The 20453-nt window shown below is 72.6% G+C and carries 21 protein-coding genes and 1 pseudogene; 9 read left to right on the top strand and 13 right to left on the bottom strand.

The window, feature by feature from the left end; translation table 11 throughout:
• Nucleotides 1–10: 10 nt before the first annotated feature.
• From fxsA to ACZ4MF_RS39450, 5 genes are all read right to left on the bottom strand, one after another.
• Complete coding sequence (fxsA, locus tag ACZ4MF_RS39470; protein WP_356027634.1) at nt 11–193, bottom strand: FxSxx-COOH cyclophane-containing RiPP peptide; 183 nt, start codon at nt 191–193, stop codon at nt 11–13.
• A 43-nt stretch (nt 194–236) separates the two neighbouring features.
• Nucleotides 237–3680: an SAV_2336 N-terminal domain-related protein gene (locus tag ACZ4MF_RS39465; protein WP_467497892.1), complete on the bottom strand. Its 3444-nt coding sequence runs from the start codon at nt 3678–3680 to the stop codon at nt 237–239.
• A 7-nt stretch (nt 3681–3687) separates the two neighbouring features.
• Nucleotides 3688–4704, bottom strand: a complete 1017-nt coding sequence (locus ACZ4MF_RS39460; RefSeq protein ID WP_356027629.1) for an AAA family ATPase — start codon at nt 4702–4704, stop codon at nt 3688–3690.
• 109 nt (nt 4705–4813) lie between these two features.
• Nucleotides 4814–7066, bottom strand: coding sequence for a VMAP-C domain-containing protein (locus ACZ4MF_RS39455; protein ID WP_467497889.1), 2253 nt, complete (start codon nt 7064–7066; stop codon nt 4814–4816).
• Nucleotides 7063–7602 carry a CU044_2847 family protein gene (locus tag ACZ4MF_RS39450; protein WP_467497966.1) on the bottom strand — a complete coding sequence of 180 codons (540 nt, stop codon included), beginning with the start codon at nt 7600–7602 and terminating at the stop codon, nt 7063–7065. The genes ACZ4MF_RS39455 and ACZ4MF_RS39450 overlap by 4 nt, the downstream gene beginning before the upstream one ends.
• 195 nt (nt 7603–7797) lie before the next feature.
• Here ACZ4MF_RS39450 and ACZ4MF_RS39445 point away from each other — a divergent pair, with 195 nt between their 5' ends.
• The 3 genes from ACZ4MF_RS39445 to ACZ4MF_RS39435 all read left to right on the top strand — a co-directional run bounded on the left by ACZ4MF_RS39445 (nt 7798) and on the right by ACZ4MF_RS39435 (nt 10259).
• Nucleotides 7798–7977, top strand: coding sequence for a DUF6104 family protein (locus tag ACZ4MF_RS39445; RefSeq protein WP_003992906.1), 180 nt, complete (start codon nt 7798–7800; stop codon nt 7975–7977).
• A gap of 232 nt (nt 7978–8209) precedes the next feature.
• On the top strand, nt 8210–9205 hold the full coding sequence (locus ACZ4MF_RS39440) for a DUF4097 family beta strand repeat-containing protein (protein WP_467497887.1): 996 nt from the start codon (nt 8210–8212) through the stop codon (nt 9203–9205).
• Between the two features lies 1 nt (nt 9206).
• Nucleotides 9207–10259 (top strand): PadR family transcriptional regulator, encoded by a 1053-nt coding sequence (locus ACZ4MF_RS39435; RefSeq protein WP_467497885.1) that lies wholly within the window; start codon nt 9207–9209, stop codon nt 10257–10259.
• Nucleotides 10260–10354: 95 nt separating this feature from the next.
• Here the strand turns inward: ACZ4MF_RS39435 and ACZ4MF_RS39430 are convergent, their stop codons facing one another.
• The 4 genes from ACZ4MF_RS39430 to ACZ4MF_RS39415 all read right to left on the bottom strand — a co-directional run bounded on the left by ACZ4MF_RS39430 (nt 10355) and on the right by ACZ4MF_RS39415 (nt 13545).
• On the bottom strand, nt 10355–10891 hold the full coding sequence (locus tag ACZ4MF_RS39430) for a Clp protease N-terminal domain-containing protein (protein WP_467497883.1): 537 nt from the start codon (nt 10889–10891) through the stop codon (nt 10355–10357).
• Nucleotides 10891–11100, bottom strand: a complete 210-nt coding sequence (locus tag ACZ4MF_RS39425) for a helix-turn-helix domain-containing protein (protein ID WP_037851906.1) — start codon at nt 11098–11100, stop codon at nt 10891–10893. The genes ACZ4MF_RS39430 and ACZ4MF_RS39425 overlap by 1 nt, the downstream gene beginning before the upstream one ends.
• 79 nt (nt 11101–11179) lie before the next feature.
• The gene (locus ACZ4MF_RS39420; protein WP_467497881.1) at nt 11180–12145 is read right to left on the bottom strand and encodes a zinc-binding dehydrogenase; all 966 of its coding nucleotides are present in this window, start codon (nt 12143–12145) and stop codon (nt 11180–11182) included.
• Between the two features lie 176 nt (nt 12146–12321).
• Nucleotides 12322–13545: an NAD(P)-dependent malic enzyme gene (locus ACZ4MF_RS39415; protein ID WP_467497879.1), complete on the bottom strand. Its 1224-nt coding sequence runs from the start codon at nt 13543–13545 to the stop codon at nt 12322–12324.
• A gap of 601 nt (nt 13546–14146) precedes the next feature.
• Between ACZ4MF_RS39415 and ACZ4MF_RS39410 the strand changes: the two genes are divergently transcribed.
• The 3 genes from ACZ4MF_RS39410 to ACZ4MF_RS39400 are packed head-to-tail and all read left to right on the top strand — an operon-like array spanning nt 14147 to nt 16884.
• A complete protein-coding gene (locus tag ACZ4MF_RS39410; protein ID WP_356028888.1) occupies nt 14147–15109 on the top strand; it encodes an ABC transporter substrate-binding protein in 963 nt (320 codons plus the stop codon).
• Between the two features lie 36 nt (nt 15110–15145).
• On the top strand, nt 15146–16078 hold the full coding sequence (locus ACZ4MF_RS39405; protein ID WP_467497877.1) for an amino acid ABC transporter permease: 933 nt from the start codon (nt 15146–15148) through the stop codon (nt 16076–16078).
• Between the two features lie 53 nt (nt 16079–16131).
• A complete protein-coding gene (locus ACZ4MF_RS39400; protein ID WP_467497964.1) occupies nt 16132–16884 on the top strand; it encodes an amino acid ABC transporter ATP-binding protein in 753 nt (250 codons plus the stop codon).
• 63 nt (nt 16885–16947) lie between these two features.
• Here the strand turns inward: ACZ4MF_RS39400 and ACZ4MF_RS39395 are convergent, their stop codons facing one another.
• Nucleotides 16948–17706 carry a class I SAM-dependent methyltransferase gene (locus ACZ4MF_RS39395; RefSeq protein WP_356028893.1) on the bottom strand — a complete coding sequence of 253 codons (759 nt, stop codon included), beginning with the start codon at nt 17704–17706 and terminating at the stop codon, nt 16948–16950.
• Nucleotides 17707–17812: 106 nt separating this feature from the next.
• On the opposite strand from ACZ4MF_RS39395, the gene ACZ4MF_RS39390 reads away from it, so the two are divergent.
• The gene (locus ACZ4MF_RS39390; RefSeq protein ID WP_467497875.1) at nt 17813–18445 is read left to right on the top strand and encodes a CGNR zinc finger domain-containing protein; all 633 of its coding nucleotides are present in this window, start codon (nt 17813–17815) and stop codon (nt 18443–18445) included.
• Here ACZ4MF_RS39390 and sodX read toward each other — a convergent pair.
• Complete coding sequence (sodX, locus tag ACZ4MF_RS39385; protein ID WP_362818830.1) at nt 18349–18783, bottom strand: nickel-type superoxide dismutase maturation protease; 435 nt, start codon at nt 18781–18783, stop codon at nt 18349–18351. The two genes, ACZ4MF_RS39390 and sodX, sit on opposite strands and share 97 nt — an antisense overlap.
• Nucleotides 18784–18928: 145 nt before the next feature.
• Between sodX and sodN the strand changes: the two genes are divergently transcribed.
• A complete protein-coding gene (gene sodN / locus ACZ4MF_RS39380; protein ID WP_356028896.1) occupies nt 18929–19324 on the top strand; it encodes a superoxide dismutase, Ni in 396 nt (131 codons plus the stop codon).
• 7 nt (nt 19325–19331) lie between these two features.
• On the opposite strand, the pseudogene ACZ4MF_RS39375 reads toward sodN, so the two are convergent.
• Nucleotides 19332–19463, bottom strand: a pseudogene (locus ACZ4MF_RS39375) (tyrosine-type recombinase/integrase); the annotation flags it as partial.
• Between ACZ4MF_RS39375 and ACZ4MF_RS39370 the strand changes: the two are divergent.
• Nucleotides 19414–19782, top strand: a complete 369-nt coding sequence (locus tag ACZ4MF_RS39370) for a hypothetical protein (protein ID WP_467497978.1) — start codon at nt 19414–19416, stop codon at nt 19780–19782. The pseudogene ACZ4MF_RS39375 and the gene ACZ4MF_RS39370 sit on opposite strands and share 50 nt — an antisense overlap.
• Before the next feature lie 212 nt (nt 19783–19994).
• Here the strand turns inward: ACZ4MF_RS39370 and ACZ4MF_RS39365 are convergent.
• A partial coding sequence (locus tag ACZ4MF_RS39365) for a transposase (protein ID WP_467497872.1) occupies nt 19995–20453 on the bottom strand: 459 nt, incomplete at its 5' end.

The raw sequence follows: 20453 nt of genomic DNA, 5'->3' as shown, positions 1-20453 counted from the left end.
TCACCGGGGTTCAGAGACAGTTGGTGAAACCCCAGAGCATCTCGCTCGGGCGCTCCGCCCGCTCCCGCAGGCCCGCCAGCACCTCCTTCAGGACCGGATGCTCGACCGTGCGCAGCTCCTCCAGGTCCAGCGCCAGCAGGTCCGGCAGTGGTCCGTCGTTCTCCGGCGGGGGTGTCCCGTCCCGTGCGCCCATCCCCGTTCCCCTCTCCTTTTCCGGCGTTCTTCCGCCGGTGTGCTCATTCCAGCTCGGCCAGCCGCTCCGCCGTGTCCGCCGCCGTCGGTCCGCCCGTGCCGAGGCTCGGGTCGGGCAGCCTCGACCACTCGGTGCGCGCCGCCCGGTAGGCCTCGCGGGCCGCGCGGGGGCGGGCGGCCGCCTCGTAGGACATACCCCGCCAGTGGTGCGCCTGCGCACCCAGCTCCACCGCGTCCAGCCGCCGACGCTCGGTTTCGGCCTCCTCCTCGGCGTCCCGCGCGGATTCGGCCGCCGAGCGGAAGGCGTCCACCGCGTCGTCCAGGCGGGTGGGCCGGCCGAGGCTGCGGTAGGCCTCGTACTGTGTCTGCCCCAGCTCCAGTCGGCAGCGGGCGGCCAGCAGCGCGTCGGCCGCGTCCGCCGCGGCCAGGCCGAAGAGGTGCTCCGCCTCCCGCAGGTCGACCCGGTCACCGCGCAGCCGGTAGCGCAGGATCAGCGCGCGGCCCAGCATCAGCAGCCGGTACGCCGTGTGCCGGCTGCCCGTGGGGGTCTCCGTACGGCAGTCCCGCAGCACGCGGATCGCCTGGGACAACGGCTCCCACGCGCGGGCCCCGCTCTCCGCGACCGCGCGGCGCAGCAGCGCCTCGCCCCACTCGGCGAGGACGTCGGAGTAGCCGGCCGCGTCCCGCGGCACGTCCGCGGCCGCCAGGGCGAACGCGTCGGCGGCGTCGCGCAGTTCGCGCAGGTCCCCCGACTCGGTGTACCGGGCGATGCGGACGCGTCCGGCGCGCACGTGCAGGAGGGAGCGCAGGCTGCGGCTGCTGGTGCTCGCCAGCGCCTCCTCGACGTGGTCCTGGGCCTCGGCCAGGTCCCCGCCCGACGTCAGCAGGGCGTCGACCAGGTCGAGGCGGGCCCGGACGCGTTCCCGGGCACGACCGGTGCCGCCCGGGCTCTCGTGCGCCGCCTCGGTCGCCAGCGCGTCGCGCAGGGATCCGCAGGCCTGCTCGGCATAGCCGCGGGCCTGCTCCGGGTCGGTCGTGGCGGCCGCGAGGCGGAGCAGCAACCGGCCGTGGGCGAGCGGCAGTTCGGGCGGGCGGTCCCGGCGGTCGGGCCAGATGTCGGCGAACGCCTCCAGCATGCCGACCGCGCCCTGGAGCAGGGCGCTGTCGTCGCCGCCGAGGTGCCACTGCGTCTCCAGCGCGCCCACCCGCTCCAGGGTCAGCCGCAGCGCCTCCTTCGGGTCCAGTCCGGGCGCGGCGCAGGCCACCGCGTACTCCCGGTCGGCGCGGCGCAGCAGGCCCAGGGCGCCGTGCTGGTCGCCGCGGCGCCTGCGGTCGGTGGCGGCGGCGCGCAGCACCCGGGCCAGCGCCGCCCGCTCGCGCAGCGCGTGGGGGTGCGCCACGGCCTGCTCGGCGGCCGTCTCGGCCTCCCGCAGCAGCTCGGCCCCGCCCTGCACCTCCCACAGCCGCAGCGTGGCGTAGGCGTACTCGGCCCACAGCTCGGGGTCGGCCCCGGCCGGACGCTCGTGCTCGGTGGCGCCGCGCAGCAGTTGTACGGCGTCGATCGCGTCCTGCACCATGCCCTCGGCGTCGAAGCGGGCGAGCAGGGTGCGGGCCCGGACCACCGCCGGATGCGTCGGCCGTTCCCCGGGTGTCTCGCCGCGGAACGGTTCGGGCAACGGCATGAAGCGCTCCAGCACCCGCGCCGCGACCTCGGCGAAGGGCTGCGGGACCAGCGTCGCGTCCCCGTTGTCGCCGTTCTCCGCGGCGGCGTAGCCGGTGCGGGGTGCGTAGGCGGGCGCCGGCGCCACGGCGTGCTCCCGCGGCTGACGCGTCTGCGCCTCGGCGTCGGTCGCGCCGCCGAGCTGGGCGAGGGCCAGGGCCGGGAAGTTGGCGCCGCCCTTGCCGAAGTGCTGCTCGATGTACTCGGAACAATGCTTGAGGACTAAAACGGCCTCGTCCCGGCCGAGCGTCGACAGCAGGGCCTCGCGCACGTCGGGGTCCATCTCGTACCACTGGGCGGCGTCCGGCCCGTAGTCCTCCTCGGCGCGCCGGACGAGGCCGCCGAGCAGTACCTCGGCGAGTTCGGAGGGGCCGGAGCCGGGCAGCATGGTGCGCTGCACCAGCTGCATCACCGGCAGGCACAGCGGGGCGGCCGCCAGATAGACGGCGAGCCGGCCGGCCGTCGGGGAGGCCGCGGCACGGAACCGGCTGATCCGCTCCACCGACGTCGGCCTGCGCGTACGGCGCGCCTTCGGCGCGGGCGGCTGGTCCGGGCGCACCCAGCCCACCGCGCCCGGCACCGGTCCGGTGCCGGCCCCGGACAGCAGCCGGGCCCACGCGCCGAGGGCCACCGGCTCGGGCGGCAGCACCGGTACGGGCAGCACGCCCGGCGGCGGGACGACGGGGGCGCCGCCGGGGGAGCGCACGCGCAGGGTCGTGCCGCCCAGGGTGTCGCCGCGGGTCAGTTCGCCGTACGTCACGGGCAGCAGGGTGCGGTTCCACAGGCGCTGCGGGAGCGGCTGGAGCACCGCGACGGGGGCGAGACGGGCGAGGTGGTGCAGCAGCCGGTGCGCCCGGCCGGCACGCCAGAGCTCGCCCGCGCAGTCGCTGACCAGCAGGGTGATCCGGCGGCCGGTGGGGTCGCTCAGCCGCTCCACGGTGTGCAGCGGGGCCGCGTGGGCGTCCGCGCTGCGGCTGACCGCGGGCTCGCCGTCCGGGCCGGCGTGCAGATGGCTGACCTGGATGTCCCCGAAGGCGCCCAACTGGGCGAAGGCCTGGTGGAGTTCGGCGAACATCCGGTCCCACACCCGCATCGAGGGCGCCGCGTCGAGCACCAGCTGGAGCCGGGCGTCCCTGCGGGTCACCGCGCGGTGCACGGGCAGGATCAGGCCGCCCGCGCGGGCGCTCAGTTCGGCGGTGGCCGTCTCGTCCAACCGGGTGCGCAGCGCCGGTGCGGCGCTGCGGTAGGCCTGCAACGGCCGCAGGGCGCGCTGGAGTTCGAGGAGGGAGGGCAGCGCCGGGGCGGCGGGCACGCCGATCGGCAGTGCCTTGACCCGCCCGGTCGCGCGGGTGCTCGGGGCGCCGTCCCGTGGCAACGGGTACAGCGTCACACGCCGGTCGGGAACAGGGACGTCCGCCTCCGGCTCCACCCACGGGGCGGGCCGCACGGCATCCGGCTCGGCCGGTCCCCCACCGCCCGGTCCAGGCACGACCTCGCCCGTCCCCGTTGCCGTCCCCGGCGAGCCCTGGCCCCCGCCGGCGGCAGCCCCCTCACCGTCGCCCTCCTCCTCCGCCCCGGCCCAGCGCGCCAGCCACAGCGCGTCGCTCAGCTCCTCGACATCGGGGTCCATCCCGATCTCCCGCAACCGGCGTACGAGTTCGGCCAGGAGACCGCCGCCCGGGTCGGGACGGTCGGCGGGGGCGGATGTGTCGGGTCGGTCGGAGGGGTCCGGCGGGACCGGGCCGTGGCGTGCCGCTGCGTCGGGCATCAGCGCCTCACCTCGAACGGTCGAGTCGCTGGATGAGCAGATCGGCGAGGCGCTCGCGGCTCGGCGGGGCGGCGGCTGCGGTGAGATGGATCGCGTTCAACAGCTGGTCGGCGGCGAGGAGTTCGCTGCGGGAACGCTCCAGGAAGCGGGCGATCAGGTCGTCGCCCGCCCGTGCGGCCTCGTCACCGAGGTGGGCGCGGACGAAGGTGGCGAGCCGGTTGTGGTCGGGCCGGTCCAGCTCCAGATGGATGCACCGGCGCATCAGCGGCGCCGGGAAGTCGCGCTCCCCGTTGCTGGTGAGGACCACGAACGGGAAGGCGCGGCAGCGCACCCGGCCGTCGCGCACCCGGACCCTGGCGCCGTCGGCGGTGAGCACCTCGGCCTCGCCGCCGGGCAGCCGGTCGGCGATGCGCTGGAGCTCGGGTATCTCGAACTCGCCCTCCTCCAACACGTTCAGCAGGTCGTTGGGCAGGTCGATGTCGCTCTTGTCCAGCTCGTCGATGAGCAGCACGCGCGGCGTGTCCGAGGGCAGCAGGGCGGTGCCGAGGGGCCCGAGCCGGATGTAGCTGCCGATGGCCTCCACGGCCCCAGGGCTGCCGGCCGCGCCGCCGTGGCCCCCCTGCGCCGCGATCTGGACGTCCTGCAGTCGGGCGATGGCGTCGTAGTGGTAGAGCCCGTCCTGGAGCGCGGTCCGGCTGACGATGGACCAGCGCAGCACCTCGCCCAGCCCCAGCTCGTACGCCACCGAATGGGCCAGGGTGCTCTTGCCCGCACCGGGGCTGCCGGTGACGAGCAGCGGGCGGCGCAGGTACAGCGCCGCGTTGATCATCTCCAGCTCCTCCGCGCCGGGCCGGTGCAGTTCGGCCAGGTGCCGGTGCGCGCCGAGCCTGCGGTCCTGGGAGCTGTCGCCGTCCGCGTCCCGGCCGGAGAAGTCGCGCCAGGGCGGTGGCGGCGGGAGCCGGCTCATCCCGTCGTGCGGTTCTCCGGCGCCTCGGTAGATGAGCCACTCACTGGATTCGGTCATGTCCAATCCTCGTCGTCACTCGTCCGCCACCGCAGCCGTCGAACGTGCCTCACGTTATCGACCCTCAGGACGCCTGGTAAGAGGAACTGGAGGGATCGCGCGCGCTGCGTCACGGCGCCTCCAGCAGATCTCCGGTTCCGGGCAGGGGGCTGTGCGGATCGTCGTACAACAGTGCTATTCCATGGGCCCAGTAGGCCTCCGTGAGCCCCGCGTGGACCTGCCGGCGCAGCCCGTGCACCACCCCGGGCAGCAGGGCCACCCCGGCGCCGTCGTCGACGACCGTCTTGGCGCCCCGGTGGAACTCGCCGCACACGGACTCGGGCTGCCACCGCCTGCGGCGCCAGACCGCCACCCCGAACCCGGCGTTCAGGATCCGGCCGAGCGAGGCGGGGTCGCTCGCGTAGCGCTGGTCGCCCAGGCGGCAGAGCACCGGGACGTCGTGCGGCGCGAGGCCGCGCAGCGCCGGGGCGTCCGGTACGGGCCTGCGCACTCCGTCGTCGCAGTCGAGCACCTCGGCCCGCGCCTGACGGGTGTGCAGCCGCCGCCAGCGGTCGCGGCGTTCGCCGTCCTCGTCGTCGTACGGCTCCCAGGCCGCCGCCGGCCACGCGCCGGGGCCCTGCGCCGCCGCGTCGGGCAACTGGTCGCGGTCCGAGCAGCGCACGAGCACCGGCCGCTCGACGCCCACCGGGACGCCGTCCGGCCGCAGCCGCCAGTCGTCCACCGGCATGTCCAGGAACCGGTGGGGCAGGGCCACGTACAGGGGCGCGGGCCGCCCGGGCTCGTCGCACTGCCGGAAGGCCTCGGTGAGCGCGGCGGCCGCCCGGGCGTCGAGGTCGGCCAGCGCGGTGCGCTGGGTCTCGTGCAGCAGCGTCGTCCCGCCGTCCGCGTCCGCGACGGAGACCGACCAGTCGCAGCGGTCGGGCTCCCAGCCCCGGCACAGCACCACCAGCAGCACGGACGGTCCGGGCGGTGCGAGGGGCGGATGCTGCGCGGGGCGCTCGGGCGCCCGGCCGGCCTCGCCGTCGGCCCGCTCGTGACCGGCCCGTCGGCGACCGTCCCGCTCCCGCCCGAGCAACTCCTCGCGCTGCTGGGCGAGTTCGGTGCGATAGCCGCTGTCCAGCCCCGTCGACGCGTGCCACACCCACTCCCACAGGGCCCGCTCGGCGGCGAGCACGCTGCGCGTGCGGTCGCGGTCGGCCAGCAGGATCCGCATCGCGTAGCCGATGACGAGCCTGCGCGCCTCGTCCTGCCGCGCGTGCTCGTACAGCACGCCCAGGCCGTCCCGCCAGCCGCGCGGCGCGGGCACCAGGGACGGCAGCCGGAAGCCGGGCAGCGATCCGAGGATGCCGAGCAGAGCGCGGGTGCTGACCGGGGGCGGCAGATCGGCCAGCCGCCCGAGCAACTCCCCGCGCTCGTGCGGACTGAGCGCGCGCCCGGGGCGCGCGCCGAGCTCGCCCTGGATGTCGGCCCAGGTGGGCGCCGCCGACTCGGAGGGCTGCTGACGGTCGCGGTGGTAGCGGTCGTGGGCGTGGAAGACGGCTTGGTAGAGGTCGGTGTGGTCAGCGTGGTCGGTGTGGGGGGCGGTGTCCGCGTGGCGGGAGGGGCTCGGGTCGGCGGGGCCCGGGAACGTGCCGTGGGTGTGGCCGCCGTTCCCCTCGGCGCCGTCGCCCCGGCCGTCGCTCCGGTGGAGGGTGCGCAGCTGCTCGACGCCGATGGACGTGCCGCCCGCCCCCTGGTCCGCGCGGGACTTCAGGACCCCGACGACCTCACCGCGCACGGGGTCGATCACCGGCCCGCCGGAGACACCGGGCGGCAGGTCGTTCTGCCCGAGCCGCACCTGCTCCTCCGGCGACCAGGCGCTGATCGTCCCCTGGACCGAGAGGTACCCGTCGAGGATCTCCAGCCGGCCACGGGCGCCCGTCCAGCCCGCGTAGTACACCCTGTTCCCGCCGAAGTGCGGGTTGGGCCGCTCGGAGACGTACACGCACGCGTGGCCGACGGGCTCGCGGAGCCGGACCAGCGCGAGATCCGGAGCGGGCCAGCCGCCGGGGACGAGCCGGCCGGCGTGCTCCGGCAGGGTCGCCGCCACCTGCCCGGGCACGGCGCACGGGTCGTCGTAGGGGCTGGTCCGGTACACCACGACGACCTCGCCCCCCTCCTCGGCGTGAACCACGTGTGCACAGGTCAGAACCCAGTTCGGCGCGACGAAGAATCCGCTGCCGAGGAAGCTGCCGGGCTCGTCGTGGGCATACCCGGCACCCGCGTGATGAATGCGCACCGTCGCCGCGAGAACGAGTTCACGCAGCGCAAGCCGGGCAGCATCGAAGCCGTCCGGTGCGCCCCCGTCGTACCCCTGCGTCATGCCGTGCCCCCGACGCCGCCGTCCCCGGCGCCCCCGTGCCCCCGAGCGCCGGTGGGCGCGCCGGTACGGGAAGCCGGGCCGGGGGTCCGCGGGGACGGGGGCACGGGGGCGCCGGGGCCGTGGGCCGGCCGGGGGGCGGAAGCGTCCGCGGACGACGGGTCCGGCGGACCGTCCCCGTGCCAGGTCAGGGTGACCGTGATGGCCGCCTTGGCCTCACCGTCCGCGAGCAGGCCCACCACCTTTCCGGCCTTCGCGGTCAGCTCGATGCCGAACTCGACGCTCACCTCGTCCGGCCGCACCGCCCGCAACGGGCCGGACAGCGACCGCGCGACCCCGGTGATCAGCGACTGGAGGCTCTCGACACTCGCCTCCACCCGCTCGGCGAACCCGGTGTCCGTGTACGACAGTCCCCCCGGCGGATGTCCCGCCGACGGCGCGGCGAGCTCCTCCGCCCCGGAGATCCGGGCCCACACCGGCGTGCCGTCCGGCAGCTGGATCCGCGCTACCCGCGTCGACTCCGGCGACTGCGCGTTCATCATGTTCCCCCGTCCCCTCGCCCCGTCTCGCCCCGCGCGGACCGCTCGCCCGCCGGGGCCGGCGGCTGCCTATCATTTTCCTGTTCTCGCCAGACTCCTCAGGCGGAAGAGCGGCATCTTCCACCTCTCACAGGTTGAGGGTTCTTCCCGCCCGGGAGCGGCCCTATCCCTGCACTGAACGACGGAGCGGCATCCATGTACTTCACCGACCGAGGCATCGAAGAACTGGAGAAGCGGCGCGGCGAGGAAGAGGTCACCTTCGAGTGGCTCGCCGAGCAGCTGCGCACGTTCGTCGACCTGAACCCCGACTTCGAGGTACCGGTGGAACGCCTCGCGACCTGGCTGGCCCGCCTGGACGACGAGGACGACGAGTAGTCCCCTTCACGGCGGTTTCCCGGCGCTTGCGCGGCGGTACGACAGCGGCCCCTGGCGGCGCGGTACGGCGACACGGTCGTACCGCGGCCACCAGGGGCCGCAGCACATGAGCCCCACGAAAGGGTGTCTTGACTTTCCGCGACCGCGATATATCGTGAATACGGAAGACGCGATATGGCGCGTCGCGAGTGCGTCGCCGCGCTTCGCCCCGCCGTGCCCGAGGAGGTCCCCCATGCCCGAATGGTCCGTGACAGAGCCCCGGAAGCTGACCTTCGACTCACGCGTGAGCGATCTCCGGGTCCGCATCGTCAGCGGAACAGTGAACGTGGTGGGCACGGAAGAAGGTTCCGCCCGCCTGGAGGTCTCCGAGATCAAAGGCCCGCCCCTCGTGGTCACCGAGGAGGACGGCCGGCTGACGGTGACCTACGAGGACCTGCCCTGGAAGGGCTTCCTCAAGTGGCTCGACCGCAAGGGCTGGCGGCGCAGCGCCGTCGTCTCCCTCGCGGTCCCGGCGGACACGCGCGTGGAGGTCGGCGTCGTCGACGCCGACGCGATCGTCTCGGGCATCCACGGCCCCGCCGCGGTCAAGGGCGTGACCGGCGACACGACCCTGGTCGCCGTCTCCGGCCCGGTCCACGCGGACACCGTGTCGGGCAGCCTGGAGGCCCAGGCGGTCACCGGCGACCTGCGGTTCAACTCGGTCTCGGGCGACCTGACGGTGGTCGAGGGCTCCGGCCGCTCCGTCCGCGCCGACTCGGTCAGCGGATCCATGATCGTCGACCTGGACCCGGACGGCCCGACGGAGGTCAGCCTCACCAGCGTCTCCGGCGAGATCGCCATCCGCCTGCCGCACCCGGCGGACGCCGAGGTGGAGGCGAACACCGCGAGCGGCACGATCTCCAACGCCTTCGACGGACTGCGGGTGCACGGCAACTGGGGCGCCCACAAGATCACCGGCCGGCTCGGCGCGGGCACCGGCCGGCTCCGGGCCACCACGGTCTCCGGTTCCATCGCCCTGCTGCGCCGGCCACCGCGCGAGGACGGGAAGAGCACCCCGTGGGAGCCTGAGCCCCCACGGGCCCCGGGCACCGCCCCCGCCGCGGGCTCCCCGGCCGCCCCGGGGGAGAATTCCGTCTCCGGCCAGGACGCGAAGGCGACGGACGCCACCGGCGGCTCCGGCACCTCCGACACCCCGGCCGACGGTACGACCGACAAGAAGGTGCTCTGACATGCCCCCCGTCTTCGCCCACGGGCGCCTCCGCCTGTACCTGCTCAAGCTGCTCGACGAGGCACCGCGCCACGGCTACGAGGTGATCAGGCTCCTGGAGGAGCGCTTCCAGGGGCTGTACGCCCCCTCGGCGGGCACGGTCTACCCCCGCCTGGCCAAACTGGAGGCCGAGGGCCTGGTCCGCCACACCACGGAGGGCGGCCGCAAGGTCTACTCCATTACGGACGCGGGCCGCGCCGAACTGGCCGACCGAAGCGGCGAGTTGGCCGACCTGGAGCTGGAGATCCGCGAGTCCGTCGCGGAACTGGCGGCCGAGATCAGGGCCGATGTGCGCGGCGCGGCCGGCGACCTGCGCCGCGAGATGCGCGCGGCCGCCACCGAGGCCCGCCAGGGCGCGCGGACGGGCGCGGCGGGCCCGTCTGGGGAGTACCTGGGCGGCGACAAGGAGTCCTGGCGCGTCGCGAAGGAGGAGATGCGCCGGGCCAAGCAGGAGTGGAAGGAGCAGGCCCGCCGCGCCAAGGACGAGAGCCGCCGGGCCCGCGAGGAGGCCCAGCGGGCCCGGCACCAGGCCCAGGAGGCGCAGGCGCGGGCGCGGGCCCAGGCACAGGAGGAGATGCAGCGCATCGCCCGCCACGTCCAGGACCGCGTCCAGGACCACTTCACGCGCGGCGACTGGCCGACCGGCGTCCGCGAGGGCCTGACCGAACTGGCCAAGGAGTTCGGCGACTTCGGCAAGGAGTGGAGCAAGGGGCTGGGCAAGGAGCGGGGCTTCACCCGCACCCCGCAGGACACGTCCCGGCCCACCACCCCGGCGCCCGACTACATCGAGCCGGCCGAGGAGTTCCCGGCCGAGTACGAACCCTCCTGGTCCCACGAGGACTTCACCGGAGACCCGGCCCGCGACCTGGACCGCCTGCTGGACCGCTTCCGCGACGACATCCGCGACACGGCCCGCGACCACGGGGTCACCACCGACCAACTCCGCGAAACCCGCCACCACTTGTCCACGGCGGCAGCGCGCATCGCCGCGCTGCTGCACCAGCCGAAGCCCTGACGCACCCCCGGCCGCCGGGGCGCCCCAAGGACGCCTCGCCCGGCCGGGACGGCCCACCCGCCCGGCCGGAAGGTCCGGCGGGGCGGGTGGGCCCGTCACAGCACGCCCTGCACCGTCTCGTACGTCACCCCGTGATCCGCCAGGACCTCGCCCGCCACCCCGGGACGCATCGTCAGGGACAGCAGGATGTGTTCGTCGCCGATACGGCCGTCACTGCGGCCGACGGCGCTGCGCAGGGCGCCCTCCAGGACACCCTTCGCGCCCCGGTCGAAGGAGCGCCGGCCCGACCACCGACCCCGGCCCGCACGGCCGCCGGACATCGCGCCGACGCCGTGCGCCTCCTCGACCCGGGAGACGATCTCGGACACGTCGATCCCGAGTCCCGCGAGCGCGTCCGTCTCGGCCCGTGACAGCCCGGCCCGCCGCCGGGCCTCGGCCAGCGCCTGCCGTACGGAGGCCTCGCGCTGCGCGATCCCGAGCGCGGCCAGCGCGGTCGACGCAGGGCCGCTCTCGCGGTCGAGAAGGGCGAGCAGCAGATGCTCGGCGCCCACGGTCCGCTCCCCCGCACGCTCGCAGTGGCCGACCGCGCCCTCGACGACCTCGCGGGCGTCCTTGGTGAAGTGTTCGAACATCACTGCCTCCCGTACTTCTTGTGCACGGCCTGCCTGCTGACACCCAGTTCCGCGGCGATCTCCTGCCACGACCAGCCCTGATTGCGCGCACTGCGCACCTGCACCGCCTCCAGCTGCTCCAGCAGCCTGCGCAGCGCGGCCACGGCCCGCAGTCCCACCCGCGGGTCACGGTCACCGGCGCGCTCGGCGAGATCGGTTGCATCGGTCATGGTGTCAACCTACATTGACAGGACCGCCATGTCAACCAAAGTTGACATGGCGGCCCATGGGTCAACCGGCCCGCCGGACTCAGGAGTTGGTCAGCACGATCTTCCCGAACTGCTCCCCCGACGCCAGCCGCTCGAAGCCCTCGCGGGCCCGGTCCAGCGGCAGCTCCTCGTCGATGACGGGCCGTACCCCGGTCGTGGCGCAGAAGGAGAGCAGGTCCTCCAGCTCCTCCTTGGTGCCCATGGTCGAGCCGACGACCTTCAGTTCCAGGAAGAAGATCCGGGTCAGCTCGGCGTGCGAGGGCCGGTCGCCGCTCGTCGCCCCGGAGATGACGACCGTGCCGCCGGGCCGCAGGGACTTCACCGAGTGCGACCAGGTGGCCGCGCCCACGGTCTCGATCACGGCGTCCACCCGCTGCGGCAGCCGCGCCCCCGGCTCCACGGCCTCCACGGCCCCCAGCTCCAGGGCCCGCTTCCGCTTCGCCTCGTCCCGGCTGGTGGCGAAGACGCGCAGCCCCGCCGCCCTGCCGAGCACGATCGCGGCCGTGGCGACCCCGCCGCCCGCGCCCTGCACGAGGACCGAGTCGCCGGGCCGTACCCCGGCGTTGGTGAACAGCATCCGGTACGCCGTGAGCCACGCGGTCGGCAGACAGGCCGCCTCGGCGAAGGACAGCTCCTTGGGCTTGGGCAGCACGTTCCAGGTCGGTACGGCGACCTGCTCGGCGAAGGTGCCCTGGTAGCGCTCCGTGAGGATGGAGCGCGGCTCGTCCGGGCCGACGCCGTGGCCGGTCTGGCCGATGACGGAGTGCAGGACGACCTCGTTGCCGTCCGCGTCGACCCCGGCGGCGTCGCAGCCGAGGATCATCGGCAGCCGGTCCTCGGGGAGGCCGACGCCGCGCAGGGACCAGAGGTCGTGGTGGTTGAGGGAGGCGGCGCGCACATCGATCGTGCTCCAGCCGGGCCGGGCCTCGGGAGCCGGACGCTCCCCCAACTCAAGGCCGGTGAGCGGCTGGTCGCGGTCGATTCGGGCGGCGTAGACAGCGAACATGGGCCCGACGATAGGTGCGCGGATCAGCCGAGGGAACCAGGCACCCCTGTGACACATGCCCTCTTGCGCACCGGCACCCGTGCGGCGCAGACCGCACGGCCGGCGCCGCGGAGAGCCCCCTGACACGACCGGCCCCGCCTCAGCAGGCGGGGCCAGTCGATCCGGAGGTGTGTGCCCTAGAGGCGCGCGACCCCTTCGGCACGGGCGGCCGCGGCCACCGCCGCGGTCACCGCCGGGGCGACCCGCTCGTCGAACGGCGAGGGGATCACGTAGTCGGCGGCGAGGTCGTCGCCCACCACGGCGGCCAGCGCCTCCGCGGCGGCGATCTTCATGCCCTCGGTGATCCGGGTGGCCCGCACCTGGAGCGCCCCCGCGAAGATGCCCGGGAACGCCAGCACGTTGTTGATCTGGTTCGGGAAGTCCGAGCGCCCGGTGGCGACGACCGCCGCGTACTTGTGCGCGACGTCCGGGTGGACCTCGGGGTTCGGGTTGGCCATCGCGAACACGAAGGCGCCCTCGGCCATGGAGGCCACGGCCGCCTCGGGCACCGTACCGCCGGAGACGCCGATGAAGACGTCGGCGCCCGCGAGGGCGTCCTCCAGCGAGCCGGTGATGCCCGCCTTGTTGGTGAAGCCGGCCACCTTGCGCTTGACCGGGGTGAGGTCCTCCCGGTCGGCGGAGATGACGCCCTTGCGGTCCGTGAGGGCCACGTCCCCGACGCCGGCCCCGATCAGCATCTTGGCGATGGCCACACCGGCCGCGCCGGCGCCCGAGATGACGGCCCGCAGGTCGCCGATCTCCCGGCCGCTCAGCTTCGCCGCGTTGCGCAGCGCCGCAAGCGTCACGACGGCCGTGCCGTGCTGGTCGTCATGGAAGACCGGGATGTCGAGGCGCTCCTGGAGCTGCCTCTCGATCTCGAAGCACCGGGGCGCCGAGATGTCCTCCAGGTTCACGCCGCCGAAGGACGGAGCGAGCCGGACGACGGTCTCGACGATCTCGTCCACGCCCGTGCAGTCGAGCGCGATCGGGACCGCGTCGACGCCGCCGAACTGCTTGAAAAGGATCGCCTTGCCCTCCATCACGGGGAGGGAGGCCTGGGGACCGATGTCCCCGAGCCCGAGCACGGCCGTACCGTCGGTCACGACGGCGACCACGTTGGACTTCCACGTGTAGTCGTTGACCAGTTCCGGCTGCTCCGCGATCGCGGTGCACACGCGCGCGACGCCGGGCGTGTACGCGAGGGAAAGGTCGTCCTTGTCGCGGACCGGCACGGTGGCCTGCACGGCCATCTTGCCGCCGCGGTGCAGCGCGAACGCCGGATCGAAGGACTCCAGAGGCTCGGCCCCGGCGTCCTGGTCCGTATTGCTGTCGCTGCGAGGATTGACGATCTCCGCTGCCACTTTGTCTTACCCCTTAGGTATGCATGGTTTGAGGGTCGACCACTCCTGGTGAGGGGTGGGCGGGCACCGCGTACGGCCCGATTGCTGATACGTACGAGCACATACACGACGGGCGCGCCGCACACGCGCCCTGAGCCCCGGATGAGGGGTGTAAAGAACCTTCTTACCGGACGGACGGTGCCCACGACGAGTCCATTAGGTCCAAGGTCACATCTGACAACCAGAGAGCCACACGCAGATGACACGAGGCTGACGTCCGCCCCAAGGGCGCGCGGCCGGGCCCGCAGTCGGGCCCGCCGCCAGGCGCAAGCCGCCGCTACGCGGGTAGATGCATTGACCACATCGTGAGATACGCCGAAGATTCTCCGGCGTAAGTGCTGGATTTCCGCAGATGGTCCGGCGGCCAACGACCGTTGCCGTGCCGACCTGATGCGGTTCGGGGGGTCACCCGTTATGCGATTTTGACATAGTCGCCACCTCGAATGGCGCAGTCCGAATGGCAAGATGCCGTAAACCCGCGAGGTCGTGACACCCGAAGGTGTGTGTTCCAGTCGACCCATCGGTACTTCTTCATCTCTTCCCATCCGCCGGAGGATCCACGATGACCGCACGTTCCACCCGTCGTACCACCGCCACGCACTCCCGTCTGGCCGCGGTGGGGGCGATCGCGGTCGCAGGCGCCCTGCTGGTCACCGGCTGCGGCGACCAGACGAAGGACAAGAACAAGGGCTCCGGCAGCGGCTCCTCCGTCGCCGGTGCGCCGCTCAGCAGCAAGCTCCCGGCCGACATCCGGAACAAGGGCGAGATAAAGGTCGGATCGGACATCGCGTACGCCCCCGTGGAGTTCAAGGACTCCTCCGGCAACGTCACCGGCCTCGACCCCGACCTCGCGGCGGCCATGGGCAAGCAGCTCGGCGTGAAGCTGACCTTCGAGAACGGCACCTTCGACGGCCTGCTCACCGGCCTGCGCTCGGGCCGCTACGACATCGCGATGTCCGCGATGACGGACAACAAGAACCGCCAGCAGGGCGTCGACCCGGACACGGGCAAGAAGGTCGGCGAGGGCGTCGACTTCGTGGACTACCTGACCGCCGGCGTCTCGATCTACACGCGCAAGGGCGACACCCAGGGCATCAACGGCTGGGCGGACCTGTGCGGCAAGAAGATCGCCGTCGAGCGCGGCACCGTCTCGGAGGACCTGGCCAAGCAGGAGGCCAAGAAGTGTCCGGGCGGCAAGAAGCTCTCCATCGAGCCCTTCGACGACGACCAGCAGTCCCAGACCCGGCTGCGCTCGGGCGGTGTGGACGCCGCCTCCTCCGACTTCCCGGTGGCCGCGTACGCGGTGAAGACCTCCGGCGGCGGCAAGGACTTCCAGACCGTCGGCCAGCAGGTCGAGGCGGCCCCGTACGGCATCGCCGTCTCCAAGGAGGCCACGCAGCTGCGCGACGCGCTCCAGGCCGCGATGAACGCGATCATCAAGAACGGCGAGTACGCGAAGATCCTCCAGAAGTGGGGCGCCCAGGACGGCGCCGTCCAGCAGTCCGTGATCAACGGCGGCAAGTGACCCGCGCAGGCGAGCGGCCACTGAGAGGCAACACCCGTGACTGACAACGAGAAGAGGGCCGGGGCGGCGCCCGCGGCCCGCCCGGAGGCCGTCAGGGCCGTCCCGGTCCGCCACTACGGACGCTACGTCACCGCCGTCGTGGCCATCGCGATCCTCGTCGCGATCGTCTACGCGTTCGGCCAGGGCAAGATCAACTGGCATGCGGTGCCGGAGTACTTCTTCGACCACCGGATCATGACCGGTGTCAGCAAGACCCTCCTGCTGACCGTCCTGTCGATGCTGATCGGCATCGTCGGCGGCATCGTCCTCGCGATCATGCGGCTGTCGAGGAACCCGGTGACCTCGTCGATCGCCTGGTTCTACATCTGGTTCTTCCGCGGCACCCCGGTCCTGGTCCAGCTGTTCCTCTGGTTCAACCTGGGCCTGGTCTTCGAGTACATCAACCTGATGCCGTTCTACAAGGACTACTGGTCGAACTTCATGACGCCGCTGCTGACGGCGCTGCTCGGCCTGGGTCTGAACGAGGCGGCGTACATGGCCGAGATCTGCCGGGCGGGCCTGCTCGCGGTGGACGAGGGCCAGACCGAGGCGGCCCACGCGCTCGGCATGAGCCACGCCAAGACCCTGCGCCGGGTGATCATCCCGCAGGCGATGCGCGTGATCGTGCCGCCGACGGGCAACGAGGTCATCAACATGCTGAAGACGACCTCGCTCGTGGCGGCCGTCCAGTATCCCGAGCTCTTCCGTTACGCCCAGGACATCGGCCAGAACTCCGGCGCCCCGGTGGAGATGTACTTCCTCGCAGCGGCCTGGTACCTGATCATGACGTCGATCCTGAGCGTCGGCCAGTACTACATCGAGCGGTACTACGCCCGCGGCTCCAGCCGCAGCCTGCCGCCGACCCCGTGGCAGAAGGTGAAGGCCAACATGTTCTCGCTGGGCCGGCCGAAGGGAGCGGTGAGCGCATGAGCGACGAGCTGAACGAGACCGAGGGCGCCGCCCCCGTGCGCAGCGGCGTGCCGATGGTCAGGGCGCAGGGCGTGCACAAGTCCTTCGGCCACGTCGAGGTGCTCAAGGGCATCGACCTGGAGGTGAGGCCGGGCGAGGTGTTCTGCCTCATCGGCCCCTCCGGCTCCGGCAAGAGCACGTTTCTCAGGTGCATCAACCACCTTGAGAAGATCAACGCCGGCCGGCTGTACGTCGACGGCGAGCTGGTCGGCTACCGCCAGCAGGGCGACAAGCTGTACGAGTTGCGCGACCGCGAGGTCGCCATGAAGCGCCGGGACATCGGCATGGTCTTCCAGCGCTTCAACCTGTTCCCGCACATGACGGCCGTGGAGAACGTCATGGAGGCGCCGGTCCAGGTCAAGGGGGCCGGCAAGGCGCAGGCCAAGGAGCGGGCCATGCAACTGCTGGAGCGCGTGGGCCTGGCCGACCGGGCCGGGCACTACCCCTCGCAGCTCTCCGGCGGCCAGCAGCAGCGGGTGGCGATCGCCCGGGCGCTCGCGATGGACCCGAAGCTGATGCTGTTCGACGAGCCGACCTCGGCCCTGGACCCGGAGCTGGTCGGTGACGTCCTGGACGTCATGCGCGACCTCGCCGAGTCCGGCATGACGATGGTCGTCGTCACCCACGAGATGGGCTTCGCCCGCGAGGTGGGCGACAGCCTGGTGTTCATGGACGAGGGCGTGGTGGTCGAATCCGGCCATCCGCGGGACGTCCTGACCAACCCGCAGCACGAGCGGACGCAGTCGTTCCTGTCCAAGGTGCTGTGAGCGGGTGACGCGGCGAGGGGCGGTACGGATTTCCCGTACCGCCCCTTTTCGCCCGTGAACGGCCTACTTCACGGCGAGCAGCAGCGTGTCCGACGGCGAGCACCACACCGCCCGCGCCTCGCCGAAGCCCCGGGCCAGCAGCGTGCGCGCGTGCCAGGCGGCCGAGGGCGTGTCGCCTTCGGCGTGCTCGCCGTAGATCTCGAAGCGGCGGGCGGTGGGCTCGGCGAGCACCGGGTCCTGCGCCGCCAGCTGCCACCACTGCGCCCAGTCCACGACACCGTCCTCCTTGGCCCGATCCATCCGGGCGTGGCGCTGGGCGCGCTCGGCCGCGTTGATCCGGGGCGTGCCCTCGTCGATCATGTGGTCCGCGTTCATGAAGACACCGCCGTCGCGGACCAGCCCCGCGACCTGGCCGTAGAGGGTCGCGAGGGGTTCGCTGTGCAGCCAGTGCAGGGCCGTGGCGGTGAGGACGGCGTCGTAGGAGTCGTACGGCAGCTGCGCGGACCACGCGGGGTCCTTGAGGTCGGCGGTGACGAAGGAGACCCGCGCGTCGCCCGCGAAGGTGCCGCGCGCGATGGCGAGCAGGGCCGGGTCGAGGTCGACGCCGGTGCTGGTCGCCTCCGGGAAGCGGGCCAGCAGCCGGGCGGTGATGCTGCCGGTGCCGCACGCGAGGTCGAGGACCCGCGGGGCCGTCCCGACCAGCGCCTCGACCATGTCCAGCATGATCCGGAACCGCTCCTCGCGGTCCGGCATGTACCACTCCTGCTGCCGGTCCCAGCTGTGCTGCCAGGCGGCCCAGTCGGTGCCCGTGCTCGTCGTCATCGGATCCGTCCCCCTTGTCCACAAGGCGTGCGTAATACCCTGGATGCACGACCGGCTGTTACCCGACCGCAGACACGACCATAAAGCGCCCTCGTAAGGACTACAAGTGGAACTGGCCTATTACTCGGATTACGCCGTCCGTCTCGTCAACAGCGAGGAACCGGCGCGGGGGAAGGACTCCCTGACCTCGGTCGAGGCCGTCCGCGATCTCTTCGGCGCCAACAACTCCTCCACGGCCCGGCGCGCCACCGACGCCGACGTCACCCGCTTCCGCTCGGTACGGGCACGGCTGCGCGCCGTCTTCGAGGCTGCGGACCAGGGCGACGAGACGCTGGCCGTGGACCTGCTGAACTCGCTGCTCCTGGAGTTCCCGGTCAGCCCGCAGATCTCCGGACACGACTTCCGGGACGAGGACGGCCGCCCGCTGTGGCACATGCACCTGGCCGACCACCCGTCCAACCCGACCGCGGGCTACGCGGCCATCGCGGCGATGGGCCTGGCCTTCCACCTCACCGAGTACGGCGTCGACCGGCTGGGCCTGTGCGAGGCGTCCCCGTGCCGCAACGCCTACCTCGACACGTCCACCAACCGCTCCCGGCGCTACTGCTCGGACCGCTGCGCGACCCGCGCCAACGTCGCCGCCTACCGGGCGCGCAAGCGCCTGGAGGCCGACCGGTCCGGCAGCAGCGGCCGCGCGGCCGAGAACACCCAGCGCGCCAGCGCCAGCGGCGAGCGCTGACCGGCGGGCCACGGCCGGTACCTGAAGTACGCCTTGCCCAGGACCAGTTCGTCCGGTACGACCCCGTAGTCGGTGCTGTCCCCGCCCGCGTACGGGTTGTCCCCGAGCACCCACCAGCCGCCCTCGCGCCGCTCCACGGCCCGCTTGACGACGAGCAGATCCTGCTGGAACGGATGCCGCAGCACGACGACGTCCCCCGGCCGCACCACCGCTCCGTACCTCAGCAGCAGCCGGTCCCCGTGCCGGAGCGTGGGCACCATGGACGGGCCCGTCACCTCGGCCAGCCCGAACGGCGCCCCGGCCCTCCCCCGTTCGGTCTCCTGCGACAGCTCCGGCATCCCCGGCACCTCCCCGGTCCGTTCCTCCACCAGTCTCAGTCTGACCCTGGACTTTTGTCCTAAGCCCTAGGGGGCACCCGAGAAATCGCCTTCCTCAGGGAGTAATGTCGCACCTGAGAAGACGATCACGAGGAAGGAATGCTCCATGCTTTCCCGCCTGTTTGCCCCCAAGGTCAAGGTCAGCGCCCACTGCGACCTGCCCTGCGGCGTCTACGACCCGGCCCAGGCCCGCATCGAGGCGGAGTCGGTGAAGGCCGTGCAGGAGAAGATGGCCGCCAACGACGACGCCCACTTCCAGGCGCGTGCCGCAATCATCAAGGAGCAGCGCGCGGAGCTCGCGAAGCACCACGTCTCCGTGCTGTGGAGCGACTACTTCAAGGCCCCGCACTTCGAGAAGTACCCGGAGCTGCACCAGCTGGTCAACGACACCCTGAAGGCCCTGTCGGCCGCCAAGGCGTCGACCGACCCGGCGACCGGCCAGAAGGCTCTGGACTACATCGCCCAGATCGACAAGATCTTCTGGGAGACCAAGAAGGCCTGATCTTGGATCATGCCCTCTGACCTGCGGTTTCCTTACTCGCAGCGTCGCCCTGTCCGCACCCGGTCCGCAAGCCGCCGAGCACGGCGTCCATGACGGACCGGGTGCGGTCTTCTTCGCCCGGCCACAGGTGGGCGGAGATCGCCTGGACCACCGGACACGGGGACCTCCACTGGGCCAACCTCACCCGCCCTCCGCTGCCCCTCCTCGACTGGGAGGGCTGGGGCGCCGCCCCTGCCGCCCCTGTCGGCTACGACGCCGCCAACCTCTACCTGCACTCCCTCCCCATCCCGGACCTTGCCGAACGGGTCCGCGTGGAGTTCGCCCACGTCCTGGGCACGCCGCCCGGCCGAGTCGGGGAGCTGACCGCCTGCACCGAAATCCTTCAGGCGGCTGCCCGAGTGCCGTTCTACGCCGACCTGGCCGACAGCGTGCGGCAGCATCTCGATCACCTCAGCTGAACGTCTGCGGCGCCAGCGCGACCGGGGCGGAACGTGATCGACGGGTGTCGGCCGCCCGCCGATCTCCTCGACTCGGGCGCGTAGTTCTGATCAATGGGCGCGTCCGGGGCACTGCCCTGCATAGGTGATCCAGCGCCGTAACAGGGGACACCGATACCGCCGAGTCTGTGCCGGGGCCATTTGCGCGGCCCGCGCCGCCGCTCACCACACGCCTAGGCCGTTTCTGATGGCTCTTGGACGATGTCTCGGAGCCAGATGACGATCGCTGTGATGGCCAGGGTGCCGTTGAAGATGTAGTCGCGTTTGTCGTACCGGCTGGCCACCGCCCGGTACTGCTTCCACTTGCTGACGCACCGTTCGACGGCACTGCGGTGGCGGTACTGGACCTTGTCGAAGGCCGGCGGGCGCCCTCCGGTCCGACCCTTGCGTCGACGGGCGGCTCGCTGGTCATCGGGCTGGGCGATGGTCGCTTTGATCCCCCGTCGCCGCAGGTAGCTGCGGTTGTCGCGGCTTGAGTATGCCTTGTCACCGCGCACACGATCCGGCCGGCTGCGTGGTCGGCCCGGTCCGCGCCGTCGGATCCGTAAGCCCTCCAGCACAGGGATGAACATGGGACTGTCGCCCCGCTGGCCCGGCGAGGTCTGCCAGGTCAGCGGGCGGGCGCGATCGTC

The organism is Streptomyces sp. NPDC025793, from assembly GCF_055558375.1.
This window is presented reverse-complemented; position numbering and strand designations above follow the sequence as displayed.